At 44.7% G+C, this 23,051-nt stretch carries 20 protein-coding genes and 1 pseudogene; 5 read left to right on the top strand and 16 right to left on the bottom strand.

Features of this window, described 5'->3' with window-relative positions; genetic code table 11:
- Positions 1 to 113 precede the first annotated feature (113 nt).
- Positions 114 to 1,415: a Gfo/Idh/MocA family protein gene (locus F3I09_RS32105; RefSeq protein ID WP_149699148.1), complete on the top strand. Its 1,302-nt coding sequence runs from the start codon at positions 114 to 116 to the stop codon at positions 1,413 to 1,415.
- Between the two features lie 74 nt (positions 1,416 to 1,489).
- Here the strand turns inward: F3I09_RS32105 and F3I09_RS32100 are convergent, their stop codons facing one another.
- The 10 genes from F3I09_RS32100 to F3I09_RS32055 all read right to left on the bottom strand — a co-directional run bounded on the left by F3I09_RS32100 (position 1,490) and on the right by F3I09_RS32055 (position 13,846).
- Entirely contained in the window at positions 1,490 to 2,407 is a 918-nt protein-coding gene (locus F3I09_RS32100) for a metallophosphoesterase (RefSeq protein ID WP_149699147.1), read from the bottom strand.
- 148 nt (positions 2,408 to 2,555) lie between these two features.
- Positions 2,556 to 4,316: a RagB/SusD family nutrient uptake outer membrane protein gene (locus F3I09_RS32095; RefSeq protein WP_149699146.1), complete on the bottom strand. Its 1,761-nt coding sequence runs from the start codon at positions 4,314 to 4,316 to the stop codon at positions 2,556 to 2,558.
- A gap of 20 nt (positions 4,317 to 4,336) precedes the next feature.
- Positions 4,337 to 7,594, bottom strand: coding sequence for a TonB-dependent receptor (locus F3I09_RS32090; RefSeq protein WP_149699145.1), 3,258 nt, complete (start codon positions 7,592 to 7,594; stop codon positions 4,337 to 4,339).
- A 114-nt stretch (positions 7,595 to 7,708) separates the two neighbouring features.
- A complete protein-coding gene (locus F3I09_RS32085) occupies positions 7,709 to 8,755 on the bottom strand; it encodes a FecR family protein (RefSeq protein WP_149699144.1) in 1,047 nt (348 codons plus the stop codon).
- A 90-nt stretch (positions 8,756 to 8,845) separates the two neighbouring features.
- Entirely contained in the window at positions 8,846 to 9,412 is a 567-nt protein-coding gene (locus F3I09_RS32080) for an RNA polymerase sigma factor (RefSeq protein WP_149699143.1), read from the bottom strand.
- A 119-nt stretch (positions 9,413 to 9,531) separates the two neighbouring features.
- Positions 9,532 to 10,191 (bottom strand): ATP-binding cassette domain-containing protein, encoded by a 660-nt coding sequence (locus tag F3I09_RS32075; RefSeq protein ID WP_149699142.1) that lies wholly within the window; start codon positions 10,189 to 10,191, stop codon positions 9,532 to 9,534.
- A gap of 408 nt (positions 10,192 to 10,599) precedes the next feature.
- The gene (locus tag F3I09_RS32070; protein WP_149699141.1) at positions 10,600 to 11,106 is read right to left on the bottom strand and encodes a GNAT family N-acetyltransferase; all 507 of its coding nucleotides are present in this window, start codon (positions 11,104 to 11,106) and stop codon (positions 10,600 to 10,602) included.
- 270 nt (positions 11,107 to 11,376) lie between these two features.
- On the bottom strand, positions 11,377 to 11,811 hold the full coding sequence (locus F3I09_RS32065; RefSeq protein ID WP_149699140.1) for an ester cyclase: 435 nt from the start codon (positions 11,809 to 11,811) through the stop codon (positions 11,377 to 11,379).
- A 48-nt stretch (positions 11,812 to 11,859) separates the two neighbouring features.
- Positions 11,860 to 12,762, bottom strand: a complete 903-nt coding sequence (locus F3I09_RS32060; protein WP_188134044.1) for an AraC family transcriptional regulator — start codon at positions 12,760 to 12,762, stop codon at positions 11,860 to 11,862.
- A gap of 25 nt (positions 12,763 to 12,787) precedes the next feature.
- Entirely contained in the window at positions 12,788 to 13,846 is a 1,059-nt protein-coding gene (locus F3I09_RS32055) for an SDR family oxidoreductase (RefSeq protein ID WP_149699138.1), read from the bottom strand.
- 86 nt (positions 13,847 to 13,932) lie between these two features.
- Between F3I09_RS32055 and F3I09_RS32050 the strand changes: the two genes are divergently transcribed.
- The 3 genes from F3I09_RS32050 (at position 13,933) to F3I09_RS32040 (ending at position 16,260) form a co-directional block, all read left to right on the top strand.
- A complete protein-coding gene (locus F3I09_RS32050; protein WP_149699137.1) occupies positions 13,933 to 14,766 on the top strand; it encodes an AraC family transcriptional regulator in 834 nt (277 codons plus the stop codon).
- Positions 14,767 to 14,875: 109 nt separating this feature from the next.
- Positions 14,876 to 15,565, top strand: coding sequence for an enhanced serine sensitivity protein SseB C-terminal domain-containing protein (locus F3I09_RS32045; RefSeq protein WP_149699136.1), 690 nt, complete (start codon positions 14,876 to 14,878; stop codon positions 15,563 to 15,565).
- Positions 15,566 to 15,651: 86 nt separating this feature from the next.
- Positions 15,652 to 16,260, top strand: coding sequence for a DUF416 family protein (locus tag F3I09_RS32040; RefSeq protein ID WP_149699135.1), 609 nt, complete (start codon positions 15,652 to 15,654; stop codon positions 16,258 to 16,260).
- Positions 16,261 to 16,354: 94 nt separating this feature from the next.
- Here F3I09_RS32040 and F3I09_RS32035 read toward each other — a convergent pair whose 3' ends face one another.
- The 5 genes from F3I09_RS32035 to istA all read right to left on the bottom strand — a co-directional run bounded on the left by F3I09_RS32035 (position 16,355) and on the right by istA (position 21,312).
- Positions 16,355 to 17,233, bottom strand: coding sequence for an SDR family oxidoreductase (locus F3I09_RS32035; RefSeq protein ID WP_188134043.1), 879 nt, complete (start codon positions 17,231 to 17,233; stop codon positions 16,355 to 16,357).
- 157 nt (positions 17,234 to 17,390) lie between these two features.
- A complete protein-coding gene (locus F3I09_RS32030; protein WP_188134042.1) occupies positions 17,391 to 17,960 on the bottom strand; it encodes a TetR/AcrR family transcriptional regulator in 570 nt (189 codons plus the stop codon).
- A 394-nt stretch (positions 17,961 to 18,354) separates the two neighbouring features.
- The gene (locus tag F3I09_RS32025; RefSeq protein WP_149699132.1) at positions 18,355 to 18,630 is read right to left on the bottom strand and encodes a hypothetical protein; all 276 of its coding nucleotides are present in this window, start codon (positions 18,628 to 18,630) and stop codon (positions 18,355 to 18,357) included.
- A gap of 336 nt (positions 18,631 to 18,966) precedes the next feature.
- Positions 18,967 to 19,698: an IS21-like element helper ATPase IstB gene (gene istB, locus F3I09_RS32020; protein WP_149699131.1), complete on the bottom strand. Its 732-nt coding sequence runs from the start codon at positions 19,696 to 19,698 to the stop codon at positions 18,967 to 18,969.
- 57 nt (positions 19,699 to 19,755) lie between these two features.
- Positions 19,756 to 21,312: an IS21 family transposase gene (istA, locus tag F3I09_RS32015; protein ID WP_149699130.1), complete on the bottom strand. Its 1,557-nt coding sequence runs from the start codon at positions 21,310 to 21,312 to the stop codon at positions 19,756 to 19,758.
- 56 nt (positions 21,313 to 21,368) lie between these two features.
- Between istA and F3I09_RS32010 the strand changes: the two genes are divergently transcribed.
- Positions 21,369 to 21,809: a hypothetical protein gene (locus F3I09_RS32010; protein WP_149699129.1), complete on the top strand. Its 441-nt coding sequence runs from the start codon at positions 21,369 to 21,371 to the stop codon at positions 21,807 to 21,809.
- A 510-nt stretch (positions 21,810 to 22,319) separates the two neighbouring features.
- Here F3I09_RS32010 and F3I09_RS34255 read toward each other — a convergent pair.
- A pseudogene (locus F3I09_RS34255) lies at positions 22,320 to 23,051 on the bottom strand (hypothetical protein); the annotation flags it as partial.

Genomic DNA, 23,051 nt, shown 5'->3' with positions numbered 1-23,051 from the left:
ATCTGCTTAAATTGGGGGTTGCATCTTACAATTGAAGTATATATCTTTCAGTATTCCGCGTTTTGCATTTCATGCTTCACGCTCATTGAAAAACACTATATTAACTCACAGTTATGAACAACTCAAGAAGACACTTTATCCGCTCTGCCTCCACATTGATGGCAGGAGCCGGATTGGTCAGCGCGTTACCCTCTTCTTTACGCGCTATTGCCCCCAGTGACAAGATCAATATTGCAGCCATCGGTATTAACGGTATGGGATGGGCGGATCTCAACGCCATTCTGAAAAGCCCTTATGCTCAATGCATAGCCCTCTGCGATGTCGATAAGAACGTGCTGGATAAAAGAGCCGGGGAACTGGCCCAGAAAGGCCAGAAAGTGAAAACCTATGGCGACTACCGCAAGCTGCTGGAAGATAAAACTATTGATGCCGTTATCATCGGCACACCAGACCACTGGCATTGCCTCCAGATGACAGATGCAGTATCCGCAGGAAAAGATGTGTATGTGGAAAAACCCATCGGAAATTCCATTGCGGAAATCAATGCTATGGTAGCCGCACAGGAACGCACCAAACGGGTAGTACAGGTAGGCCAGTGGCAGCGCAGCCAACAACACTTCAAAGATGCAGTAGCCTTCGTACATTCCGGCAAACTGGGCCAGGTACGCCTGGTAAAAGCCTGGGCCTATATGGGCTGGATGCATTCCATCCCCAGACAACCAGATGGCACCCCGCCCGCAGGCGTGGATTACGCCGCATGGCTGGGCCCTGCTGAAAAGAGACCATTCAACCCTAACCGCTTTCACTTCAACTTCCGCTGGTACTGGGATTATGCAGGCGGCCTGATGACCGACTGGGGTGTACACCTGCTGGATTATGCACTGCTGGGTATGAAGGCACAGCACCCTGTGTCTGTTATGGCGGCAGGTGGCAAATTCGCCTATCCTGATGATGCAGCTGAAACACCAGATACGCTCACCACAGTATACCAGTTCGACGGCTTCAACATTCAATGGGAACACGCTATCGGCATCGACGGCGGCCCTTATGGCCGTGATCATGGTATTGCATTCATCGGCAACAACGGTACGCTGGTATTAGACCGCGGCGGCTGGGAAGTGATCCCTGAAAAAGGAAAGATGGAGGCAGTACCCCGCACTAAATCCGTAGACAATGGCCTGGACAACCATGCCATTAATTTCCTGGATGTGATCAAGTCCCGTAAACTGGAAGACCTCAACACTCCCGTTCAGGCAGGTGCACACGTTGCAAGGGTAGCGCAACTGGGGAACATCGCATATAAAACAGGCCGGAAACTCAACTGGAATGGCGCCAAAGAGCAATTCGATGATGCTGCCGCCAATAAGCTCCTGGCTGCAGAATATCATAATGGTTACAAGCTGCCAAAAGCTTAACTTATAAAAGAAAAAGGGGCGTACACAATGCCCCTTTTCTTTTTATTATGCTTTACTTCTTTCGAAAACATTCACTATACCTGATAGTTAACATATCTTTCTGTAAAATCGCCGTTGGCGAATAATTCTATCAAACCATATCCAGGCGCCGTCTCCCGGTTGTTGCCTTTCCACCACGCTCCGCTTACGGCGCCATTACACAGATAGGTCACATTATTATACACTACTTTATCTTTCAGATGAATATGCCCGCTTAGACATAACTTCACATTCGGATGCTGATAGAATAAGCGGATGATCTTCGCCACATCTGTATGCATTTCTCCTCCCAGCATCTGCCAGCGGTTTACCACGTTATCTTCCACCATCAGTGTAGCTGTCAGTATCGGAATATGTGATAGCACACATACCGGCATCGCCGGGTCTGTCGACTTCAATTCCCCTTCCAGCCAATGCATCTGCTCATCCCCCAGCTTACCGATATACCAGGTATCATCAATATCCAGGTGAACACTATCCAGGATGATGAACTTCCATCCACCTTTTACAAAGCTGTAATAAGGCAATGACAACTGCAGCTGCCCCATGGAATATTTCTTACCATATGCCGCCTGCCCTTTGCTGTCCTCATGCCACCAGATGTCATGATTACCCAGTGTATAATATACCGGCAGACTACACTCGTTCTTCATAATAGTATGTAGCAGTTTCCACTGCGCATCAATAGTGGACAGATTCTCCTTGTTCATATCAAACACAATATCTCCACCATTCAGGATCATATCCACTTTAGGCTCCTGCGATTGCACATGATGCAAACATTTCCTGAAATGATCAGGAGCACCCGCCTTGTCGTACAGATGTACATCCGTAAGATGAGCGATCCGTAACACCGGCTTGTCATTGCGGGGAGCTGCTGCAATAGTGCCGAATGGAATAGCCGGAGCCAGTAACAATCCACCGAGCTTTTTGAACAATGATCTTCTTTGCATAAACATTCTTTTTTTGACAATAAAAAACTATCCGTACCTGTAAGAAGGTACGGATAGCAACGGTTAAAGTAACAAATTAATCCTGTGGATGCCAGCGCCTGCAACAGATTTAACAATATGTTCGTCTTGCAGTATTGTAAAATAAACCTTACCAGTTAGGGTTTTGTTTTAGTGCCGGATTTAGCAACAGCTCCTGTGCCGGTATAGGGAACAGGTAATCTCTGTCTTCACGGAACGCTTTTGGAATAGTGCCGTTGATGATGATATTGCCACCTGACGCGCCATTCTCCAGTACTACATCCGTTCCAAGCTTCAGCAGCTGGATATTCGGAATAGCAGGCGGAGTAGTGGTATAAATAGCCAGATCCGGCGTGCCATCACCATCCAGGTCGTAATTACCCGCTCCGGGGAAATAAGCGCCCTTAAACTGTACCGCCAGCAAATGTCCCTCTTTCCAGCGCATCAGGTCATTCCACATAAATCCTTCCATCACCAGTTCCACCCTCCTTTCCCTGCGTATATCGAGTATAATACCCTTATTAGCGCCGCTTACATGAGTATATTGCGCTGCGAGATAATTGTCCGGAGAGGCATTCACAGCTATCAGATCCATCGCTGGCATACCTACCCTATCTCTCAGCAATTTGACAGATTGATCAAGGTCTGCCTGTGTAATAGTACCCAGTTCAGCTTTGGCTTCTGCGTAGTTCAGCAACACTTCCGCATAGCGGAAAATTGGCAAGGGATTGGGAGACTTAGCCAATGCGTCATTCGCCGCAGCAGTAACATACTTCGTCAGCTGATAACCGGTTACCGTACCCGCATAAGAAGGCGGCAGTACAGTATTACCATCAATACGTTTATACCCCGGAGCACGAACAGTTTGTGCTAAGCGTGGGTCCCTGTTCTGCATCTCCTCAAAGAACTGCATCTTATCGTAACCTGGCTTGTCGGTAAATCTGGAACCATCTTTCATCAGGTAGCTGTTCACAAGGCTTTTCTCCAACCCTGGTTTACCAAAAGATGGCGCTGTGGTGTAATAGTTCACATTATGGAAGATCTGCAGGTTACCGCTGTATTGCCTTGCCAGGATGATCTCTTCCGGAATAACGCTCAGCGAAGAGAACAGGTCCCTGTAAGCATTACCAGGCGAGCTTTTATAGATTGTGTACGCACCTCCCCTGATCACTTCCCCCGCAGCATCAGCCGCCATTTGCAGGAAACGGTCAGCATTTTTCAGTTCAAACTCGTCATGATACTTTCTGAAGGTCCCTTCAAACAAACAGATGCGGGACTTTAATGCCAGTGCCGTCCACTTTGTTACCTCGGCTACATCTTTCCCTGCCCCCAGGTGTGCAATGGCAAAATCAATATCATTCACCACGGAATCCATCACCAGCGTCCGCGGGTCTCTTTTCTTATTCAGACTGGCAGTATCATTGGCTTCAATAGGCCGGGAATACCAGGGCACATCGCCAAAGTGTGCCACCATATTGAAATAGAAGTACGCGCGGAAGAATTTTGCAACAGCCACATACTTATAGGTGATAGTTGTATCAAGATTACCACGCATATAGTTCTGCAGGAAATAATTTACATTGCGCAGGTCTGTCCAGTCCCAACCACCGCCGGCTACAGGCACCGTACGGTTACCTGCAATCTGTGGCGACAGGCTGTTCACCACTATATTATTGGCAGTCTCCGTATACAGGCTGGTAAAGCCATTATCCTCATTGTCTGCATTCGGCAGCATTTTATCGTAGAAAGAACGCACATACAATCTCAACTCGCTTTCCGAATTGAAGCCGTTCACAGGAGAGATCTGGGAAAGCGGCTCCCTGTCCAGGAAATCCGAACACCCTGATAATACTATCAGACCAGCTGCTACAAACCCTAATATTCTTTTCATTTCATTAAACAGTTTAGCATTTAGAAAGTAGTGTCAAAACCGAAAGTGTATTGTCTGAAGAAAGGATAGTTCCTGCCGCCGATATCACTGCTGTAAGGACCTACCTGTTCAGGATCTATATATTTGTTGTCCATCTTCGTGAAAGTGAAGAGGTTCTGACCGGTAAAGTAGACACGCAGGCGTTGTATCTTCCAGCGCTTCACCAGAGATGCAGGCAGATTATATCCTATTGTCAGGTTCTTTAAACGCACATAAGCCAGGTCTTGCAGATACTTGTCGTTCTTCACTGCCAGCTCTCCACCCGGATAAGCAGCATATCCTCTCAGCAATGGGAAATAAGCATTCGGGTTTTCAGGGCTCCATACTTTGCTGACAAAATCTTTCGGTAGAAAGGAAGTATAAGGTCTGCCATATACACCCCAGAACTTGGCTGCTTCCACATCAGGATACCAGTTCTGTTTACCAATGCCCTGGAAGAAGGCAGACAGGTCGAAATTGTTCCAGTTAAATCCTGCAGTGATACCAAAAGAATAGCGGGGCAACGAGTTACCGATCTTGCGCAGATCACCATGTTCAGATAAAGTATTCTTACCATCATTGATCACTTTATCCCCATTCAGATCGATGAATTTCATATCACCAGCATGCAGCTTGCTCCATTCGCCAGGAGAGGTCACACGTTGGTCCCTGTCCACATAATCCTGGTTCACCGCCCAGGTCTTCGCCTCGTCTTCAGATCTGAAATATCCGTCTATACTGTATCCCCACATTTCGCCCAGTTCCTGACCCTCATAGTAGTTGCTGAGTAATTTATTGGGGTTGTCAAAGCGGGTGATCTTTGCCTTATAATCAGAAAGGACAAAACCTACATTATACGTAAACGGCTTGCCTGCCAGCTTACCATTATCCTGCCATCTCACGGAAAGGTCAAAACCTTTAGTTACCAGATCACCGGCGTTTTGCGTAGGTGAAGGTGCTCCAAATACACCTGGCATCGTCTTACCGGGAATCAGCATATCCTTAGTAGTACGGCGGTACCAGTCATAGCTGATCTGTAATTTATTCCTGAAGAATCCAGCATCAATACCACCATCCAATGAAGCTGATTTTTCCCAGGTAAAATCAGGTGTGACCGGATCAGGAGCACTTAGGTACTGTGCCTGATTACCACCTGCGATCCATTTGGATAAGCCACTGCTCATGACAGGAATATAGGGATACAGGTTACCACTGCCCACATCCTGGTTACCCAGCGAGCCATAAGATGCTCTTAATTTCAACTCCGGCAATATATTTTTAGCGCCTTCGAAGAAGGGCTCCTCACTCACTCTCCATCCTCCGGAAACGGAAGGGAAGAATCCGAAACGCTCTTCTTTCGGAAAGCGGGAACTACCGTCATACCGGCCATTCACTTCCAGCAGGTATTTGCTTTTATAATCATAGTTCACGCGGGCAAAATATCCCAGCAAAGCCCATTCACGGGCATTACCGCCTGACTGCTGTGCACCGGTACCAAGATCTATCTGGTTCAGGTCTTCCGACAGCAGATTTGTACGCATTCCCATATTGGCTTTATACTTCTGCAACTCCTGGTTGTAACCTGCAGTCACTTTCATATTATGCTTGCCGATACTTTTCTCGTACGTACCATACAGGTTCACGGAATGATGCTGATCCAGGTAAGTATTTTCATTATACTGATCGTAACCTGCTGTGTTGATGATACCCGGATTTACTGACCACGGAATAAGTGTATTACGCTGATAATCGGAATAAGGCGCCAGCTCATAACTGTAGTTACCAGCCAGCGATAATCCACCACGGAAATGTGTTTCAAAACCTACCATATTGGTCAGGTTATACTTTTTATTACCACCATGCGACTTCCGGTGTTGCAGGTCCGCATATTCGTAAGCGCCGTAGTTATTGAGATTGGTACGGAAAGTAAAAGTGCCGTCCGGATTTTTAGGAACATATGACGCCATAGCATGATTGTACAGACCTGTCAGATTAGCCCCATAGCCCGGCCATGTATAGTCGTTGGCGCCAAACTGGGTGTTACTGTAGATAGTCAGCCAGTCTGTTACATGCGCATTGATCTTTGCCCGGAAGTTATAAGCATTGTAGACATCCTGCCGCAGGTAGCGCTGGTACATTCCTTTCTGCTGATAGTACCGTCCTGACATCATAAAATCCACCTTATCATTACCACCTGTCATATTGAAGTGATGCTCCATACCCGGCTGACTTTTTCTGAAGAGGAAATGCCACCAGTCGGTACTACCATAATAAACATATTGCTGCTGTCCATTACGGTTCTGCAACACTACAGACGGTAATGATTTGTCAGTCTGCCGGCGTTTCAGTTCAGCATAATCATCTGCGTTAAAACCTGTATAGCTATTGCCTACATTGCGGGAGAAGGCAGCATCCACCAGGGAGTCCTGCGTAAAACCATCCGTAATAAAATCCGTACGGGTGGTCATACTTTGCAAACTATAACTGGCGCCATAGTTCACATTCAGCGATCCCTTCTTTGCTTTCTTTGTCGTAATAAGGATCACCCCGAAAGCTGCCCTGGAACCATAGATCGCGGAAGATGCCGCATCTTTCAGTACAGAAAGACTTTCTATATCCTGCGGATTGAGCATGTCGATATTACCCGGAGCGCCATCTATCAGGATCAGTGGTGACCCGCTGGTATTCTGAATGGACGCATATCCACGTATATTCAATGTACCGGTACTACCGGGATGCCCATCACCAAAATTGATGTTCAGGTTAGGCACGGCACCTTGCAGGGCCTGTGCAGGACTGCTCACTGGTCTGTCGGCAAACACTTCGCCGCCTACCTGACTCACCGCACCGGTGAGGTTGACTTTCTTCTGAGTACCATATCCTACCACCACAACATCACCCAGACCTATACTTTTCTCGTTCAAACGGATCAGCAATACATTTTTGCCATTATTCTTCACCGTAAAACCGGGATATTCTCCTTTCTCATATCCCAGCATGGAGAATTGGAAATCATACTGACTACCTACTTTAAATCTCTTGAATACAAAGTCTCCATTGGCATCGGTAAGGGTATTGAACTTTGTGCCGGCGCTCTTTTCCACCGCCTGTACGGTCACGCCGGGCAATGCAGTTCCTTTAGTGCTGACTACAGTACCGTGTACATCAGAGCTGCCCTCCTGCGCCCGGATCTCCTGTTTCATCAGCATCATGAGCAGCAGGCATGAGATGCCCCTGAACAGCGTTTTTGCTTTTCCCATTTTTGATTAAGATTTAATTTTTTTACTACAGATATAGCTTCCCTGTATCTGCACTTGCTATGCAGACAACAGATGTTCTTCACGGGAAGAACTTTTGGAATAAGTGTTTTGAAATTAACGGATGATGAACCCTCCTTCGTCGGCTGTCAGCGTCAGTTCATTTACCCTCGCAATGTTGCCCAGTACCATCTTCAGAGAATCTCCCGGAAACATCTTCCCTGAAAAATAAACGTCCTTAAAATCTTTCTGCTGATAGTGTATAGTCACATGATACTGCTGTTGCAGAAAATCGATCACCTCATTTAAAGGCGCATTCTCAAACACAATATTGTCTTCATTCACTTGTATCGTTGATGAATTGATATGCTGCTGCGGTGTCATATTCTTTTCTCCGGCATGACTCAGTATATGTTTATGTGTATCCTTATAATATCTCCATTCATCTCCCGGATCCAGGTATACATCATTCATAGCATACAACTGATTATCTGTTTTCTTCACCACAACTTTACCCGAGTATAATCTCACGAGCAATTGTTTGCCTTTCCCTCCAGCTACCATAAACCTTGTGCCGAGCGCGGTAGTAGTAAATCCGCCGGCAGCAACACTGAATGGCTTACCAGCTACAGCCGCTACATCAAATTCCGCAGTTCCTTTCAGATAGATGGTACGGCTGCTCACATTATAGGCGGATGAATCGAAACGGATCTCTGTTCCCGGGAATAGTCTTGCTACAGAGCCATCCGGCAGTTTAAAATAAACCGGTTGAGTAACCGCGTTGTATACAAGCCAGGACGTATCTGCTCCGGAATGATCACCCTGTAGCAGTGCAATACCTGCAGCCTTTTTGCCCGATCCAGGTAAAAAATATTGCCAGAGGAACATACCTGTTACAAGCAATATACTTGCTGCAATTGCCAGGCTGCGCCAGGGCAGTCTTCTTATGCTGTTTTTTTCTCCAAAAGTATTCGCCTGAACGCAGGACAACATCTCTTCGCTATATCCTTCAGGATAATTTCCTTTCCAGGAGGCCTTTTCCCATTCTGCTACAGCTTCCTCATCCTCTTCGTTTTCCAGCAGCCAGTTCATTACCACCTTTATCTCTTCCGGCGTACAGTCGCCGTTATTAAATTTTTCTATCAATGCTTTATCAGGCTTCATGCACTGCGCTTGTTTTCTTGTGTATCGTATATATGTACACCGCGAAGGTATGTATGCCCCTACCGGTAACAATTTCTTAACAATAGCCGCTTATACGTGAAGCAGCAATAATAATAAAAGGAAATGGCCGGCAGCGATCTCCCGCAGGTGGTGATGTGCCTTTGTGATGTGATTTTCAACTGTCTTTATAGAGATAGACAGTTCTTCTGCAATTTCTTTGTTGGATAGACCTCTGTGGAGTTTCAACAGCACCACCTGTTTACGGACAGGGGATAAATGCAGCAGTACTTTTTCCAGGAAATCATTTGTTTCAAAGCTGTTTACAGTAGTTGTTGCTGTAGATACCCCTTCGGGGAATTGTTCCTGGGTATACTTCAGCTCCCGTTCCTTCTTCCTGTCTTCCATCCTGAGATGGTTCAGTAATACTGATTTAGCGGTAATAAACACCTGTTTCTCCAGCGGGTGCCCGTCTGACAGGCTTTCGCGGTATTGGTAGATACGGATAAAACATTGTTGCGTCAGCTCCTTGGCAGCTTCGGGATCGCGGACCTTCTTCACTAAAAAGTTGAAGACCTTACCGTTAAAATAATGATACATTTCAACGAAGGCCTTCTCATTACCCTGTCTGAGACGCTGTACTTCAATTGTATGGTTCATGACCTATCCCTTACATCATGGGACCGGGCAAAGTTATAAATATGTAAATGCGGGATATATTACCTTCTTATTAATTCTCAGCCGCTTCATGCAATTCCGGTGTGGACGAGGTGTTCCCCTTATTTCATTCTCAGAAAATAATCCTTTTCCAGTAGTTCCTCCCTGCTTATCTCTCTCGTTACGCCCCATTCCATATAATAAAACTTATCCGCCAGGTCCAGTACATGATCGTACATATGATCTGTGATCATAAACCCTTTCCCTGCTTCCGCCTCCCTGCGAATCAGGTCTTTGATACTATCGATATGCAGGGGCATGATATGTGTGAAAGGTTCGTCCAGCAACACAAACTTCACCGGAGAACAGATCATCACTACTGTAGCCAGCATCCTGCTCTCTCCACCGGACAGGGATCCGACATATTGTTTCGCCCTGCCTTCCAGCGACGAGAGACAGGATATCACTTTCTCCCATGGCACGCCATAAGCATCGGCGAAAGATTGCAACCGTATGCTGCGCGGCAGGAAATCGAACTGAGGCAGGTAGCGGATCAGTCCCTGCTCTTTATACGGATGCTGTAAGCGTTTCCCATTGTACCTGGTAAAACTGAACTCCGCCGGTTGTGTACCAAATACGACTTTCATCAGGCTGGACTTACCGTATCCATTCCGGCCTATCAATGCGTGGATACGCCCACCTTCCAGTTTCATATAACCACCACTGATAACAGTCCTGGTACCATAGGAAAGCGTTACACTGTCTGTTTCCAGAATATTCATGAAAGCAGGTATTTGGTCATTTTAAGACAGGTGAAGAATAAAAAGAAATCAAGGACAAAAGCTGTCAGGACGAGTGTAAAATAGGACAGTTGCAGGTTATAATAATAGTAAAGTTTTTTACTCCTGTATACTATATAAGCGGTCGTTGCAAAAACAATTGCTTTCAGTAGGAACACAGGTGGCCCTACGCTAAGGGCATACTTCGCGTTTTTGTAATACAGGCAACATCCTATTGTTGTCAGCAGTAATCCAGGTTTGAGGAAAAATGAACGGTAAAAGAGAAAAAGACCGCGTATTCGCACCATAAATTGCACATAGGACGTTTAGCTCATCCTTCAGCACAATTTATCAATATTTATGGCTGATTGCCATCAGCCGCAGTACAAAAAAATGTTAAAACGGCAACACTCAGATAGCCGTACCTGCATTTTCATTTTCCTGTTCCAGCATCATAGACAGGTATACGGCATCACTGATCGGGTTATCGTAATATGCTGCTATGGGCTGGAAACCCAGGCTTGTATATAATTCAATCGCCGGACGCATATGAGCAAGGGTATCAAGCAACATACGTTTATAACCCAGCTTCCTGCCTGCTTCTACGGCTCTTGAGGCGAGTGCTCTGCCAACACCGTGACCTTTATAAGCATCACGCACAAAAAGCCTTTTCATTTCGCAGGTGGAGTTCTCAAAACTGCGTACGCCTACGCAACCTGCCGGTCGTCCGTCAACCAAAGCGAGAAACAAAGCACCTTCAGGCGCTACATAATAGGGATTAGGTAAACTGCTTAGTTCTTCTTCGAACCGTTGAAAACTAAGGTCTACACTCAACCAGTTGGCATACTCGCGAAAGAGTGCTTTTACCTGCTCCAGCGATTTCAGATCATCTTTTTTTACTTCTACAATTTCTAACATACCGCATCTTTTTAGTACATAAAATGCAAAAGCCTCCTGAGCATCAGAAGGCTTTTTCCGGTTCCGGAAGGGAAATATGTTTCTTTTTACATAGTACCCGTCCTGAACTCTTACTGTAAACGATATAATTCTAAAATTAACTCATTGTCAGCATTCACAACTTCACTAAATTCAGCCTTACTGCTCACCTCCCCGCATTTTTTAGGGGGGAAACAAATATAATGAATTTTACTTAAAAAAACACAGCTGTTGAAAGAAATACTTTAAGTCCTATTTATCGTCTGTATGTAGTGCTTTTAGTTCCGCAGCCAGGGCCATCATCGTATTGACACCCCAGTGTTCATAGTACTTTCCGTCCTTTATGGTGACCATATCCATTACCTGAATAGTTACAGCCTGATGAGTAGCCGGCACTCCCATAAAGACGCCGGTATGTACACCGCTGATCGTCTTCCGGGTGGTGACCTTATCACCTTCTCCCACCTGTTCATAAATAGTTACTTTCAGATCGGAAAATGCGGGTCGCAGCATGTTCTCAAAAGTATGTATCAGGCCCGCCGGACCTTTGTCTATACCCTTGGCTGCAGTATGATTGATGAATGCAGGATCTACTATTTCCTGAAAGCTTTGCGGGTTACCTTCCTCAATGATCTCTTTGTTGAAACGTCTTACGATGGCCTTGTTCTGTTCAATTATTGCTGTCATGATTTGTGATTTTATACAGCAAAATTAGGTCGCACAATGAGGGACACGTTAGTCCTGCGCGTTCAGAGTCTGTGCCTGGACGTTCATATTTTGTTCCTGGTAAGCCGAGGGCGTAACACCAAACACCTGGCGGAATGATTTTGAGAAGCTGGAATGACTTTCATACCCCACCCTATCGTACACATCCCCTGGTTTGGTCTGCCTGTCCCTCAGCAGGCGGGCTGCCACCTGCATCTTCTGTTCGAGTAACCATCGCTGGGGAGACGTACCATAGATCTTTGTAAAACGGCGTTTAAATGTAGACAGGCTCATACTGCACAGGAAAGCCAGCTCCTCCACCGTCACAGGGCGGGTAATATTACCTTCCACGGCTTTCCGGATCTCAAAATCCTGTGTACTGCCAGTACTATTCACTTTAAATTGCAGCAGGGTATCCGGCGCTGTCTGCAAAAGGTAAAACAACAGTTCTTCGAACTTGAGTATACAGACCTCCTGCGGCAAGGGCTGGCCCAGTTGCAGCATCAGTCGCAGGGACTCTATGTAGTTACGCAGGAAAATATCTTTTTCAAAAGTGATGAACGAGGCTTCCTGCAACTGCTTTCCCTGGCGGTATTGCTTCACCAGGCGGTCATACTTCATGTAGAAATCCAGTAATGCATGGTCACTAAAATAAAGCAGGATAGCCTGGTAGTCGCCTTTGTCAGACAATACGCTGGTGGTCAGGCAGCTCCCTGCCGCCAGGAACAGGAATGCATCGTCACTGACAGTGGTGGATTGTCCGCCGTAAATAACCGTCTTACGGCCTTCAATCAACAGGTGGATCATATTCCTGTGCAGGATGACCCTGTTCTTTTTCGTTTTACAAAGAGAGGTAAATGGTCTGATGAGGATGTGATCCTCTTCACGGTATTGCGCCGGATTCAGGTCCTGAGGAAGATTGATGACTTGCATTCCTGCAAAGATCACAAAAAAACGCTTACGGGATGATACCACGTTCCCTGAAATCGTCAAAGATCCGGAAGAACATCTCCTTTGTCTCCACATATTCATGGAAGCCGGCCCTCCGTGCTTTGGAACCATCTCCAAACATATCATAGTCCCAGCTGAACACGAAATCGGCAAAACGCCAGGAAGACAGCTCTTCATATGGGATATCCGCCAGCCCGTACTTTTGTTTCATTTTTTCCCATAAAGGGGCTTTATCAGCCATAATCACTTCCAATGACATAGGCAATGGCGGGGCTATCTCTAAATCGAAATAAGAGGCTATTTCCGGCCACATCTCATTCCAGCGGAATAAGTCTCCATTCACGATATTAAACGCCTCATTTGCCCCCTTTTCCGCTGTTGCGGCCCAGGTAGTAGCCTTAGCAAGCAGACCGGCATCTGTCATCTCCAGTAGTTTATCATAGGCGCCAGGCTTACCAGGGAAACGTAGCGGCAGACCCAGTTCCTTCGAAATAACCGCATACAGGGCGATAGCCAGCGCCAGATTCATCGGATTTCCCAGCGCAAAGCCACCTACTACTGAGGGGCGTAATGCCGACCATGTCCATCGTTTACCTGCCTGCTGCTGTTCCAGGAATTCCTGTTGGTCTACATTGAATTCCGGCGGCATATGTCCGGCGTCTGATTCTCTCGCCGGCGTTTTGAAAGGTCCCAGGTGAGCGCCATATACCTTATACCCCTGCATCAGGCTGATATGCTGCAGATCCTTTGCGGCCGGCTCTACCACCTCTACCAGGTTTTTCAGCATAACAAGGTTGGGTGGTACCAGCGCTGCCCAGGTCGGGGCATCTACATATGCTGCATAGAAAATCTGGGTGATTTCCCTGAGATGATGTAGCTTGTTAAAAGTGTCCTCTCTATCCTGCAGATCTACCGCGATATATCGTGTACGCCCCTCCGCGTTTCCCCCTCTTCTTGACAATCCGATAATCTCCCAATCTCCCAGGGTGGCCAGGTGTGCTGCCAGGTTCCTCCCAATTACGCCATGTGCCCCGGCGATGAGTGCTACTTTACGTTGTCCATTCATACAGTTGATTTTATGCCTCAAAATTACCCGCCGGCCGTAGCCTCGCACTTGTACATTGGCTGGGATTATTTGTATTTTGCGGTCATATGCAGCGATATGTTCAACATGAGTTTTTAAAAGTGTCCCATTTCACCTGTGTAGAGTGGCCACATCCTTTGCACAACCATAATCATTTTGAACTGATCTTTATTCACCAGGGCAGCGGCTACCATTGTTTGTCCGGCATAAAATATCCTTACAACGGCGGAGCGGTGTTCTTACTTCATCCTGCGGACTACCACAGTTTTGAGATAGGTACTCCTACTACATTTACCTTTATCAAGTTCACCAGCGCCTATATCACACAGGTAGGCCATCTACCCCCGGAACATCACTGGAACCGGCATATGGATGAGCTGCTGGTTTGCAGTCGCCGGCAACAGTTACCTATTCTCCGGTCTCCCACAGATGCAGATAAAATTGACTCCCTGCTCCGTCTGCTGGTAGCTGAATGGAAGGAACGGGCCAACGAGACGAGTGAGACTATTTTCTTCCTGCTGCAGTCGGTTATGTCCATCATCCGGCGTAATATGCATGAACCGGCAGATGCGCCTGTCAAACAGCAGGAAAAGATCTCACAGATCCTGCATTATATCCATCAGCATATTTATGATGCAGCCTATACGAGACAGGAACACCTGGCTACTTTATTTGGTTTTTCGAAGAAACATTTAGGCGCTTTTTTTAAAGAGCAGATGCAGGTTTCGCTACGCGATTATATCCATCAATACAAGCTTCATATTATTGAGAACAGGCTGAAGTACAGCTCCTTATCCCTAAAAGAGATCAGCGGGGAACTGGGCTTTACCGATCTCAGTCATTTCAATAAGTTTTTCAAAGGTTATCACGGGATAAATCCATCTGAATTCAGGGAGAAATAACCTATTGTCCAATGTATATAAAAATATTATATTTGTCTGACAAGTGTTCGATCCTATGACTGATGGCCGATAATGCCAGCAAACTATTCTAAATACCGTATTACATCCTATGAAACTTTTTGATCGCTTTAGCAAAAGAACCGCAACAGCCACAGCGCCTGCGCTACAGCCTACGGGAGAGAGGAATTTTATAGATGACCTGGTGAGTTATTTCAGTTCCCAACCGGAGGTGACCGCTGCTTATTTTGGCTTTGCCTACAATAACGCCGTTAAGCAGTATCACTTGTTCCTGGCGGTAGATCATGAGGGAGAGGCTGAGGCTATTTCAAGTCTTACCTGGATGATCAAATCTCTGCATATGAGCGATACGGAGATTCAGTATGCTTCTCCTATCCGCAGTAGTGACATGCTGGAATACATCAGTCAACATAATCCCCCGTTTTATCATAAAGACAATTCAGCACTATTGCAGCAAAAGGTAATGAAGCAGTGGTTCGATGTAAAGAAATATCAACGGGAATTGATTGATACGCTTAAAGCGTCCCAGGTCTTCACACTGGCACATGAATACGAAAAACCAACTGATCGCTTCAACTTTGCGACCTACATCAGGGATACAGGTGAGTTCATTCCATTATTCAGCAACCAGGATATGATCGCTAAAAGTGGAATAAGCGACATACCAACAGGCCGGCTGGCGGTACAACTGCCTTTTGAGATGATTCTGAAAACACTGGGACAGGAGCAGTTTTTTATACTGAATCCGGGAACACCTTTTGAGGTGGAACTGCATGTCTAAAAATCCTATATTGCAGCCGTTATCCATCTTTCCTGTGTTATGTTCAATTCAGGCAGGTAAAGTATAAACCGGTAGCATACAACGATATGATAGAAAATCTGGAAGAACTCCTTTCGGAACTGAATCCCAATGATGTTTCCAGGTTTAGCCTGGCAGGTGCTGAGACCCTGTGGCTAACCTTCAAGAATACTTACGCTAAAGAATTTAAGGGCGACGTTAATATTACTTCAGACCTTTTCGATAAAGCCTGGTTACTGGTATCAGGTCAACTCAAAGATACAACTGTCGATCAGCTGGAAACTGCTGCCAAAGAACAGATTCCTGATCTCGACAATTTCATGGAAATCTTCGAATCTGCCTGGCGCACTACTTTGGCTTCTGCCACGCAGAATGCGGCTACCTGTGTATGGCTGGCTATCTGCGGATTAGCAACAGAACCTATTGGATCCGCGATGGACACCACTGACATCATTTCAAATACTTTGGATATCCTGATCAGCACACAGTATAGTGTTGAGCATGGCAATGACGAGTATCCATCTGAGGAAGATGTAAAGGGACATCCATTATATCAGCGTGAAAAGACGAGACAACTGGAGGCTATCCAGGCATTGAAGAGTGGTAAGGCTGCTAATTTCAGGTCTGAGTTTGTAACGTTGCTGAATCTTGAGTTACTGGGACTTTCTCCACAGTAAAAGCATATTATCTGATAAAAGAAAAGCCCTTTCCATTGCGGGAAAGGGTTTCTTTTTGGTTCATCATCAAAGGATACCGGCTTTTAAAATACGCTTACTTAGCAGGAAAGAGTTGTGGTAAAATGCCGATGTTAAACTCAACGATCTCTCTTGTAGCCTGATTGATTTCCTGGAACTTTTCTGCCATTGGTCCGCCGCCAACGATCGTCCACAGCGGTCTTTCACCCTTAGGCTGTTCTACCAGTTTCAGCATGGCATCAGCCACTTCCTGCGGATCACCACTTTCGGGAGTCGGTACGAAATACTCCATTAATGCACGTTTGAAGTCCAGTGCGTCTGCACCGTATTTCGCCTCTACTTCCTCATTTTTTCCAACTATCCGCTTATTGGTAATATCGGTAGTTTGATAAGCACCGGGTTGGATAGTCACCACATCAATACCGGAAGATTTCAGTTCGTAATGATACCCTACGGACGCTGCATCCAGGGCTGCTTTTGAGGCATTGTAAGTACTGAGGCTTGGGATATGGTTCCTGCTCTGTACACTGGTTATATTGATGATAAGGCCTTCTTTCTGTGCATGCATGTAAGGCAGTACTGCCTTCATCGTACGTTCGGGTCCGAGTGTGTTTACCTGGAAAATTTGTTCCGTCTGTTCAATAGTCAGCGCTTCTCCCAATCCATAATAAGCAAGACCAGCATTGTTGATCAGTACATCGATTCTTCCGCCCGATTTCTTTACTATCTCAGCGATAGCGTTGTTTACGGAAGCAGTGCTTGTTACATCCATTTCTACTACTTCTACCTTTACGTTCTGCACTTGGGCCCAATCTTTTAATTCCCGTGCTGTTGCACCATTAGCACTGTTTACATTACGCATGGTGGCGTATACTGTGTGTCCTTTTAAAGCAAGCGTTTTCACTGCCTTTAATCCGAATCCGCTGGCACTTCCAGTAAGAATGATCTGTTTCATTGTCATTAATTGTTTGTTTGAATAAATGGTTTTGTTATCACACATCTACCTACACACAGGTAGGCTTAATGATTCTAAAAAAAGCCTTTCCCGGAAAAGGCTCGTCCCAAAGCAACTACCTACATACAGGTAGATTATATGGATAAAAAAAATCCCTCTACGAGGATTTAACTGTTTGCCTGAGAGAATTGATGGTCCTATCAAAGGCTGCCTGCCCACCGGTACGGCCTACCAGTAAGGCGCCAGGCATCATGGCCATCCAGATATTAGCCAGGTCTTCCACGGATCCTTTAAACGAGAACTCGCCTGATTCGAGTCCTTCTTTCAGCGTAGCTGCCAGCCAGGCGGTTACCAACTCGGCATATTGCGATGCCGCCAGCTGCATTCTTTCCGTGATCTCATTATAAGAAGAACTGAAAGTACTGATTACACAAAGCTTCTTCCCTTCTCTATAGTAATACTCATAACTAGCTATTAAAGCCTCCAGCTTATCCATGGCTTTCGCCTTCTTGACTTTTTGAGTGAGATAGATGAAATCCTGCCGGTCTTTTTCTATTACAGCCAGGCCGAGGTCTTCCTTGGATGGAAAGTAATGATGGATGGATGCGTTTTTAATGTTCAGCTCCAAAGCGATCTGCTTATAATTAAAAGAGTGGTAACCAATCCTTTGCATATAATTCCTGCCTAGTTCAATTATTCTGTCTTTGGTGTTCTGTGCCGTGTTCATCGTAAAGTTGGGCTTTGATGAGGCAAATATACCTACTTGTAGGTAGGTGGCAAAATTTATTTTGATTGAATTAACCTCCATATCTATTTTATAATCGCAATTTCAGCAATAAAACCCAGTGTCTCTTCTTATGCCATATTCATCATCTAATACCCTACTCATTACACCAGATATAGGAACATTTGCCAATCTCGAAAGATCGTTTCTTAAAAAGAATAGCCATTCGCAACAATTCCCGTCAATGTCACCAATGCAATTCTGATCACTATTCTGATGGGGCTGGCTCCCATTGAACATATCCACCTTTGCTAGACGCACATAATTCTGTAACTTTCTCCACAGAGCTGCTGTTAAAAAGTTACCGAACCATTGGTTATAATAAACATTAAGTCTTTTATGATTCCGCCGTCTTTATCACATTGACTATAAGAAGACCTGGCTTTATTCTTAAACAAAAGAACCAAACATTCTCAACTCCCTTAACTTTGGTTGGACTTTCATCATTAAACTTCGTTTGTAATTCCAACTTCCCTTTCTCTCCCAAAAACTTTATCTGTGTCAAATCCAAACTTTTACTCCACGAACCGATTGCTGCGCTGACATTAACCGCTTTTACCTGACTAATATATGTACCACCTCTAAATTCCGTAATAAATGTATATGTGTCCATCTTGATTTGCCATTACTTCTTTTTGCTCTTTTTCCTATGCGAAGCATAAAACAGCAAGGGTTAAAAGTATAATATTAGTATTTAAGACTTTCTCTTATCAAATTTGACAAACATCTAAATGTTTTCTCATTCTCCGTTGCAGAGATTGTGACACTAACAATACAGCCATTTGTTGTAAAGATCAGGTCTTCAGAATAATAAATATGGTTGGCGTCTTTTGTATAATAATCAAAAAAAGCAATTGGATATTTATTCGTTGTATATTCCGGACAAAGTGAACCACCGTTCCGGTGCAAAGTGAACCACTTACAAAGCACATCAATAGCGTTATCAAAGTTAATTAGTTTTTGCTTTACGTTTAGATTCGCCCTTAAGATCTATTTTATGCATGCGAGCTGTCAATCTGTCCATAATAGCATCTGCGATGGTAGGTTCATTTAAGTAATCATACCATTTGCTCAGCGGTAGCTGAGCCGCAATAATTATAGCTCCTCTACCATACCTGTCTTCCATAATCTGTAGTAAGGTAAGCTTCATATCATGAGTGAGCGGCTGGAGGCCGAAGTCATCTAATATCAACAAAGGTGTTTTAGCGAGATGGTTCAACCATTTTACATAGGTCCCATCTAATCGGGCGGTAGCCAGAGATTCAATAAATCTATTCATGGAGTAATACAGTGTACGATAACCAAGAGTGCAGGCCTGACGACCCAATGCACAGGCTAGATAACTCTTGCCACAACCGGTGGAACCACTGATTACAATGTTCTCAGTTTTTTCAATAAAAGAACCGTCGCAAAGTAATTGTAGCTGTTCCGCAGTAAACCCTCTTGCTGCGGAGCAGTGTATTTGTTCCAACACTGCCTGGTAACGTAATTTAGATAAGCGCATGTATAATCCGGTGCGTTGCTGACTACGATATCCTAATTCAGCCTCCGTAAGCATTGCAAGTAGGGCATGAGATTCAGGTTGTTGATGTATGGGAAGATCCAGCAGGGCTTCATAACGTCCGGCCATACCATGCAGTTTTAGTTGCTGTAGCTGGGCTACTGTTTGTTCTGTGTTCATGTTGCTTTTGTTTTATAATTTTGATAATTATTATAAAATAGGGTGTGGGACGCGTTACTAAAAAGCATCTTTCCCTCTTAGATTGTCATGTAATGGCAGTTGAAAGGATACTTTGCTATCATCAGGAAGTGATTGCTGATCTAAATTGCTGGAAAGTATATTGTTAATAATCCTGTAGGCATAGGTACCACCTTGCAAAGCTCTCTTACATGCAGCTTCCAGCCGTTCGTTACCATAATTCTTCCCTAATCTCAGTAGCCCTTTACAAGCCAGGAAAGCCTGTTCACTGAACTGCTTGTTTAGTAATAATTTGTCTATATATTGGCTGGTAAAGATCCCTATAGCGGTAGCTTGCCTACGAAAATAATCAGGATCCCAGCCTTGCAGGTAGTGCTGGTGAGCCTCTGGCATATGTTCTTTGCAGGTAGTATAACCGTGGCGCTTGTAACTTCGCTTATGCAATGCAATACGTTGATGCGCATGATAAATCTCTACAATGTCAGTGTCATATACAGCCTTGACTATTTTGCTGATATAAGAACAGGGAACGCTATAGTAATGCCAGTCCTCTCCTAATACGATGTGGTAATTGCGTTGCACCTTTGCTTCAGCAGTATGCTTAAGAGAAAATGGATGATCAGGTAAAGGCTGTAGCAGAGATTGTTCTTGTTCTTTAAATAACTGCAGACGACTGTATTCCTTCCTGTGCATCGAACGACTATTGTGAAGGTTAAGCTGTTCAGTAACGGCAGCTCTCAGTTCTTCCAGGCAGAAGAATACTTTATCGCGTAATGGTGCATAGATACGCTGATAAGCTAGTTTTACAGCACCTTCTACTGTCGCCTTATCTTTAGGTTTGGCTACCCGGGTTGCCAGCAACGTGATATTGTAATGTAACGCCCATTGCTGTATCATATCTGTGAATACAGGTTCATAACGGCAACTCTTACTTACTATCTGCTTCATGTTATCTGTCTTTAGGCTGTATGGAACACCTTCAAAGTATTGCAGACAGTTGTTCAGTGACTTTGCTAACTGAGGAAGAGTGGCATCAGGCATAGGTGCAACGTAGGTATAGCCACTACAGGGCAATACACAAACCAGCACTGGGCAATAGATAATCTCACCTGTTTGGCGATCTGTATAAGCGAGTTTATCGCCTGCAAAATCAACCATCATCAGCTGGCCAGGTGGATGCTCGAAATGCATAGAAGTATCCCTGATACCACTATGCCGGGTTAACAAATCACAGAACTGTGAGTAGCCATAGCCATCCGGATACTGTTGAAGATACTCCTGCCACAGCAGTTGACGGGTAACTCCGGTACGCCTAAGTTCAATAAAAAAATAGCTGACCCGATCTTCAAACGCCTGCCTGCGCTCATCTTTGACGGGTAACGTTACGGGGTTGTATATAAGTTCACTGAGAGCCCCATCTTCCATAGCCAATAACTGTTGCCAGCTATAGCTAGTAGCTTTAAGCCGTTGAAGATAATGACGCACTGTGTTGCGCGATATGTTTAATTGAAGGGCAATCTGCCGTTCAGAGGAATTACGTGATGAATGCTGGATAATACTGCGTACAATATGCATCTCTATAACCTTGTTGGCCATTGCTATCCGGTAATTTTACCGCAAAGCAATGGATTACTGAATAGATGTGCTATTGTATGCGCTTTGTAAGTGGTTCACTTTGTGCCGGAATGGCAGGAACAATTACAATACAGGGTGGTTCACTTTGCTCCGGAATCCTGGATAATCACCAAAATAAATCTGTTATAGGTGGTTCAGTTTACCCCGGAATGACTGGTTCAGTTTGGACTGGAATTAGTGGTTCAGTTTACTCCGGATTATACAATTCGTTGAATCTATCACTTTTAAATTTATCAAATGAATACCTGTGTCAGCGGCTCTTCTATCAGCCGGTTCAGCCTCAATCAAACCCCTTAGACCTCGATTTTCAGCAAAACAGCAATCTCCGTCGACAAAGACTTCATATTAATACTTCAGTTCAGAATAAAAAATGGTCTCCCAGCTCCTCACTTAATGATATGCTGAAAGACCAAGCTGAAAACAAAGTTCTCAAATTACTAGTTCCTTTTATTAAATAAGGTTATCGACTCCATTAATCCCTCTGAAAATGGTCGGTTTACATCACTCAATAACTCTGAATAACAAACCTCCTTTAGTTTAAAATATGGATAATGAAATGAAACAAAAAAGCTAAAATCGTGGCTCGGTTTCTTTAAGGGGTCCGCCTTAACAGCATACATAAAAGAGCTATCTCGAATAATACTATTTATCCAAGTATTAACTTTTGAGCCGGTCATTGTCTTAAAGTCTTTTGTTTTTAAATTGTAGTAATAAGCCTTATTTGTATTTCCTATCTTCTGAATAATTACAAATGATGCTGCCGCCAACCCGCGGGCCCCAACTACCTGGACACTCTCGCCTTTTTTGCAATCTATTTTTCTGAAGATACTGTCAATAGAAAACAAATATTTCTCAATTGTAAACGAAGAAGAATAGTCACATTTACATCCCAAAGTATTTTGGGCAATAGTATTAGTAGTTATAAATAGAAAAAAAATGAGAACCATTATTCGCATAAATATTACTTTTTACTTGAAAAATCTTATCAAATTTAAGGCCTGTTTTGCAGACTCTAAATATTCTGGAATATCTTTCGCCATCTTCTCCTCAACAAACCCGTGCGCGCCATGCAGAGCACCATTCCTATACAGATCTTTACCGATTCGTTGAGATCTAAGATAAACGTTGGACATCTGAATAGCCTTTTCTCCATGGAAATTAAGAGTTCCCATAGCCCATCCTAAAGCATGACCAAGTAACTCATGAGCAAGCGCTTCACCAAACAGTGGGGATCGTTGTGTACGGGTCTGCAAGCCCTCCAGGCTCTGTGCAGTATTATTCCCGGAAGCACCGAGGTTAAATAAACTGGCTATCTGGGAGTTTTTACGGAGAAAATCATTATACGCGGGCATTTTTTTCAGCAGCTCCATAGCCTTGGCCTCCGCTTTCTTTTTATCTTTCAGTACAGATTTGTACTCATTGATCTGCTGACCATAGTAATAAGCCTCTTTATTAATCTTCTGAAGGTCTTTGGTAAAACCGGTGTATTGGGATAACTGTTCCTTCAGCTGCTTTTTATGCTCACGGATATACGCCTTAATCTGCTCCGCCTGTTGCAATTTGCCCTGCAGCGATTCAATATTACCCGTAACACCTGCCAGCTTTCCTTTGGATGCACCCAGCAGCTCACCTTTCCCTTCCAGGAACTTTAAGGAATTACCCAATGAATCCAGATAGCTGTTCCCTACAGGCAGCTTCCC

Source organism: Chitinophaga sp. CF418, assembly GCF_900142925.1.
In the GTDB taxonomy this organism is placed as follows: Bacteria; Bacteroidota; Bacteroidia; order Chitinophagales; family Chitinophagaceae; genus Chitinophaga.
This window is presented reverse-complemented; position numbering and strand designations above follow the sequence as displayed.

Excerpts from the sequence above, each read along its gene's own strand:
- F3I09_RS32055 (WP_149699138.1), bottom strand. The coding sequence starts at position 13,846 with ATGAATGGACAACGTAAAGTAGCACTCATCGCCGGGGCACATGGCGTA.
- F3I09_RS32035 (WP_188134043.1), bottom strand. The coding sequence starts at position 17,233 with ATGAAACAGATCATTCTTACTGGAAGTGCCAGCGGATTCGGATTAAAG.
- F3I09_RS32070 (WP_149699141.1), bottom strand. The coding sequence starts at position 11,106 with ATGTTAGAAATTGTAGAAGTAAAAAAAGATGATCTGAAATCGCTGGAG.
- F3I09_RS32045 (WP_149699136.1), top strand. The coding sequence starts at position 14,876 with ATGAAACTTTTTGATCGCTTTAGCAAAAGAACCGCAACAGCCACAGCG.
- F3I09_RS32095 (WP_149699146.1), bottom strand. The coding sequence starts at position 4,316 with ATGAAAAGAATATTAGGGTTTGTAGCAGCTGGTCTGATAGTATTATCA.
- F3I09_RS32090 (WP_149699145.1), bottom strand. The coding sequence starts at position 7,594 with ATGGGAAAAGCAAAAACGCTGTTCAGGGGCATCTCATGCCTGCTGCTC.
- F3I09_RS32040 (WP_149699135.1), top strand. The coding sequence starts at position 15,652 with ATGATAGAAAATCTGGAAGAACTCCTTTCGGAACTGAATCCCAATGAT.
- F3I09_RS32065 (WP_149699140.1), bottom strand. The coding sequence starts at position 11,811 with ATGACAGCAATAATTGAACAGAACAAGGCCATCGTAAGACGTTTCAAC.
- F3I09_RS32030 (WP_188134042.1), bottom strand. The coding sequence starts at position 17,960 with ATGAACACGGCACAGAACACCAAAGACAGAATAATTGAACTAGGCAGG.
- F3I09_RS32105 (WP_149699148.1), top strand. The coding sequence starts at position 114 with ATGAACAACTCAAGAAGACACTTTATCCGCTCTGCCTCCACATTGATG.
- istB (WP_149699131.1), bottom strand. The coding sequence starts at position 19,698 with ATGAACACAGAACAAACAGTAGCCCAGCTACAGCAACTAAAACTGCAT.
- F3I09_RS32060 (WP_188134044.1), bottom strand. The coding sequence starts at position 12,762 with ATGCAAGTCATCAATCTTCCTCAGGACCTGAATCCGGCGCAATACCGT.
- F3I09_RS32100 (WP_149699147.1), bottom strand. The coding sequence starts at position 2,407 with ATGCAAAGAAGATCATTGTTCAAAAAGCTCGGTGGATTGTTACTGGCT.
- istA (WP_149699130.1), bottom strand. The coding sequence starts at position 21,312 with ATGGCCAACAAGGTTATAGAGATGCATATTGTACGCAGTATTATCCAG.
- F3I09_RS32075 (WP_149699142.1), bottom strand. The coding sequence starts at position 10,191 with ATGAATATTCTGGAAACAGACAGTGTAACGCTTTCCTATGGTACCAGG.
- F3I09_RS32010 (WP_149699129.1), top strand. The coding sequence starts at position 21,369 with ATGCGCTTTGTAAGTGGTTCACTTTGTGCCGGAATGGCAGGAACAATT.
- F3I09_RS32085 (WP_149699144.1), bottom strand. The coding sequence starts at position 8,755 with ATGAAGCCTGATAAAGCATTGATAGAAAAATTTAATAACGGCGACTGT.
- F3I09_RS32025 (WP_149699132.1), bottom strand. The coding sequence starts at position 18,630 with ATGGACACATATACATTTATTACGGAATTTAGAGGTGGTACATATATT.
- F3I09_RS32050 (WP_149699137.1), top strand. The coding sequence starts at position 13,933 with ATGCAGCGATATGTTCAACATGAGTTTTTAAAAGTGTCCCATTTCACC.
- F3I09_RS32080 (WP_149699143.1), bottom strand. The coding sequence starts at position 9,412 with ATGAACCATACAATTGAAGTACAGCGTCTCAGACAGGGTAATGAGAAG.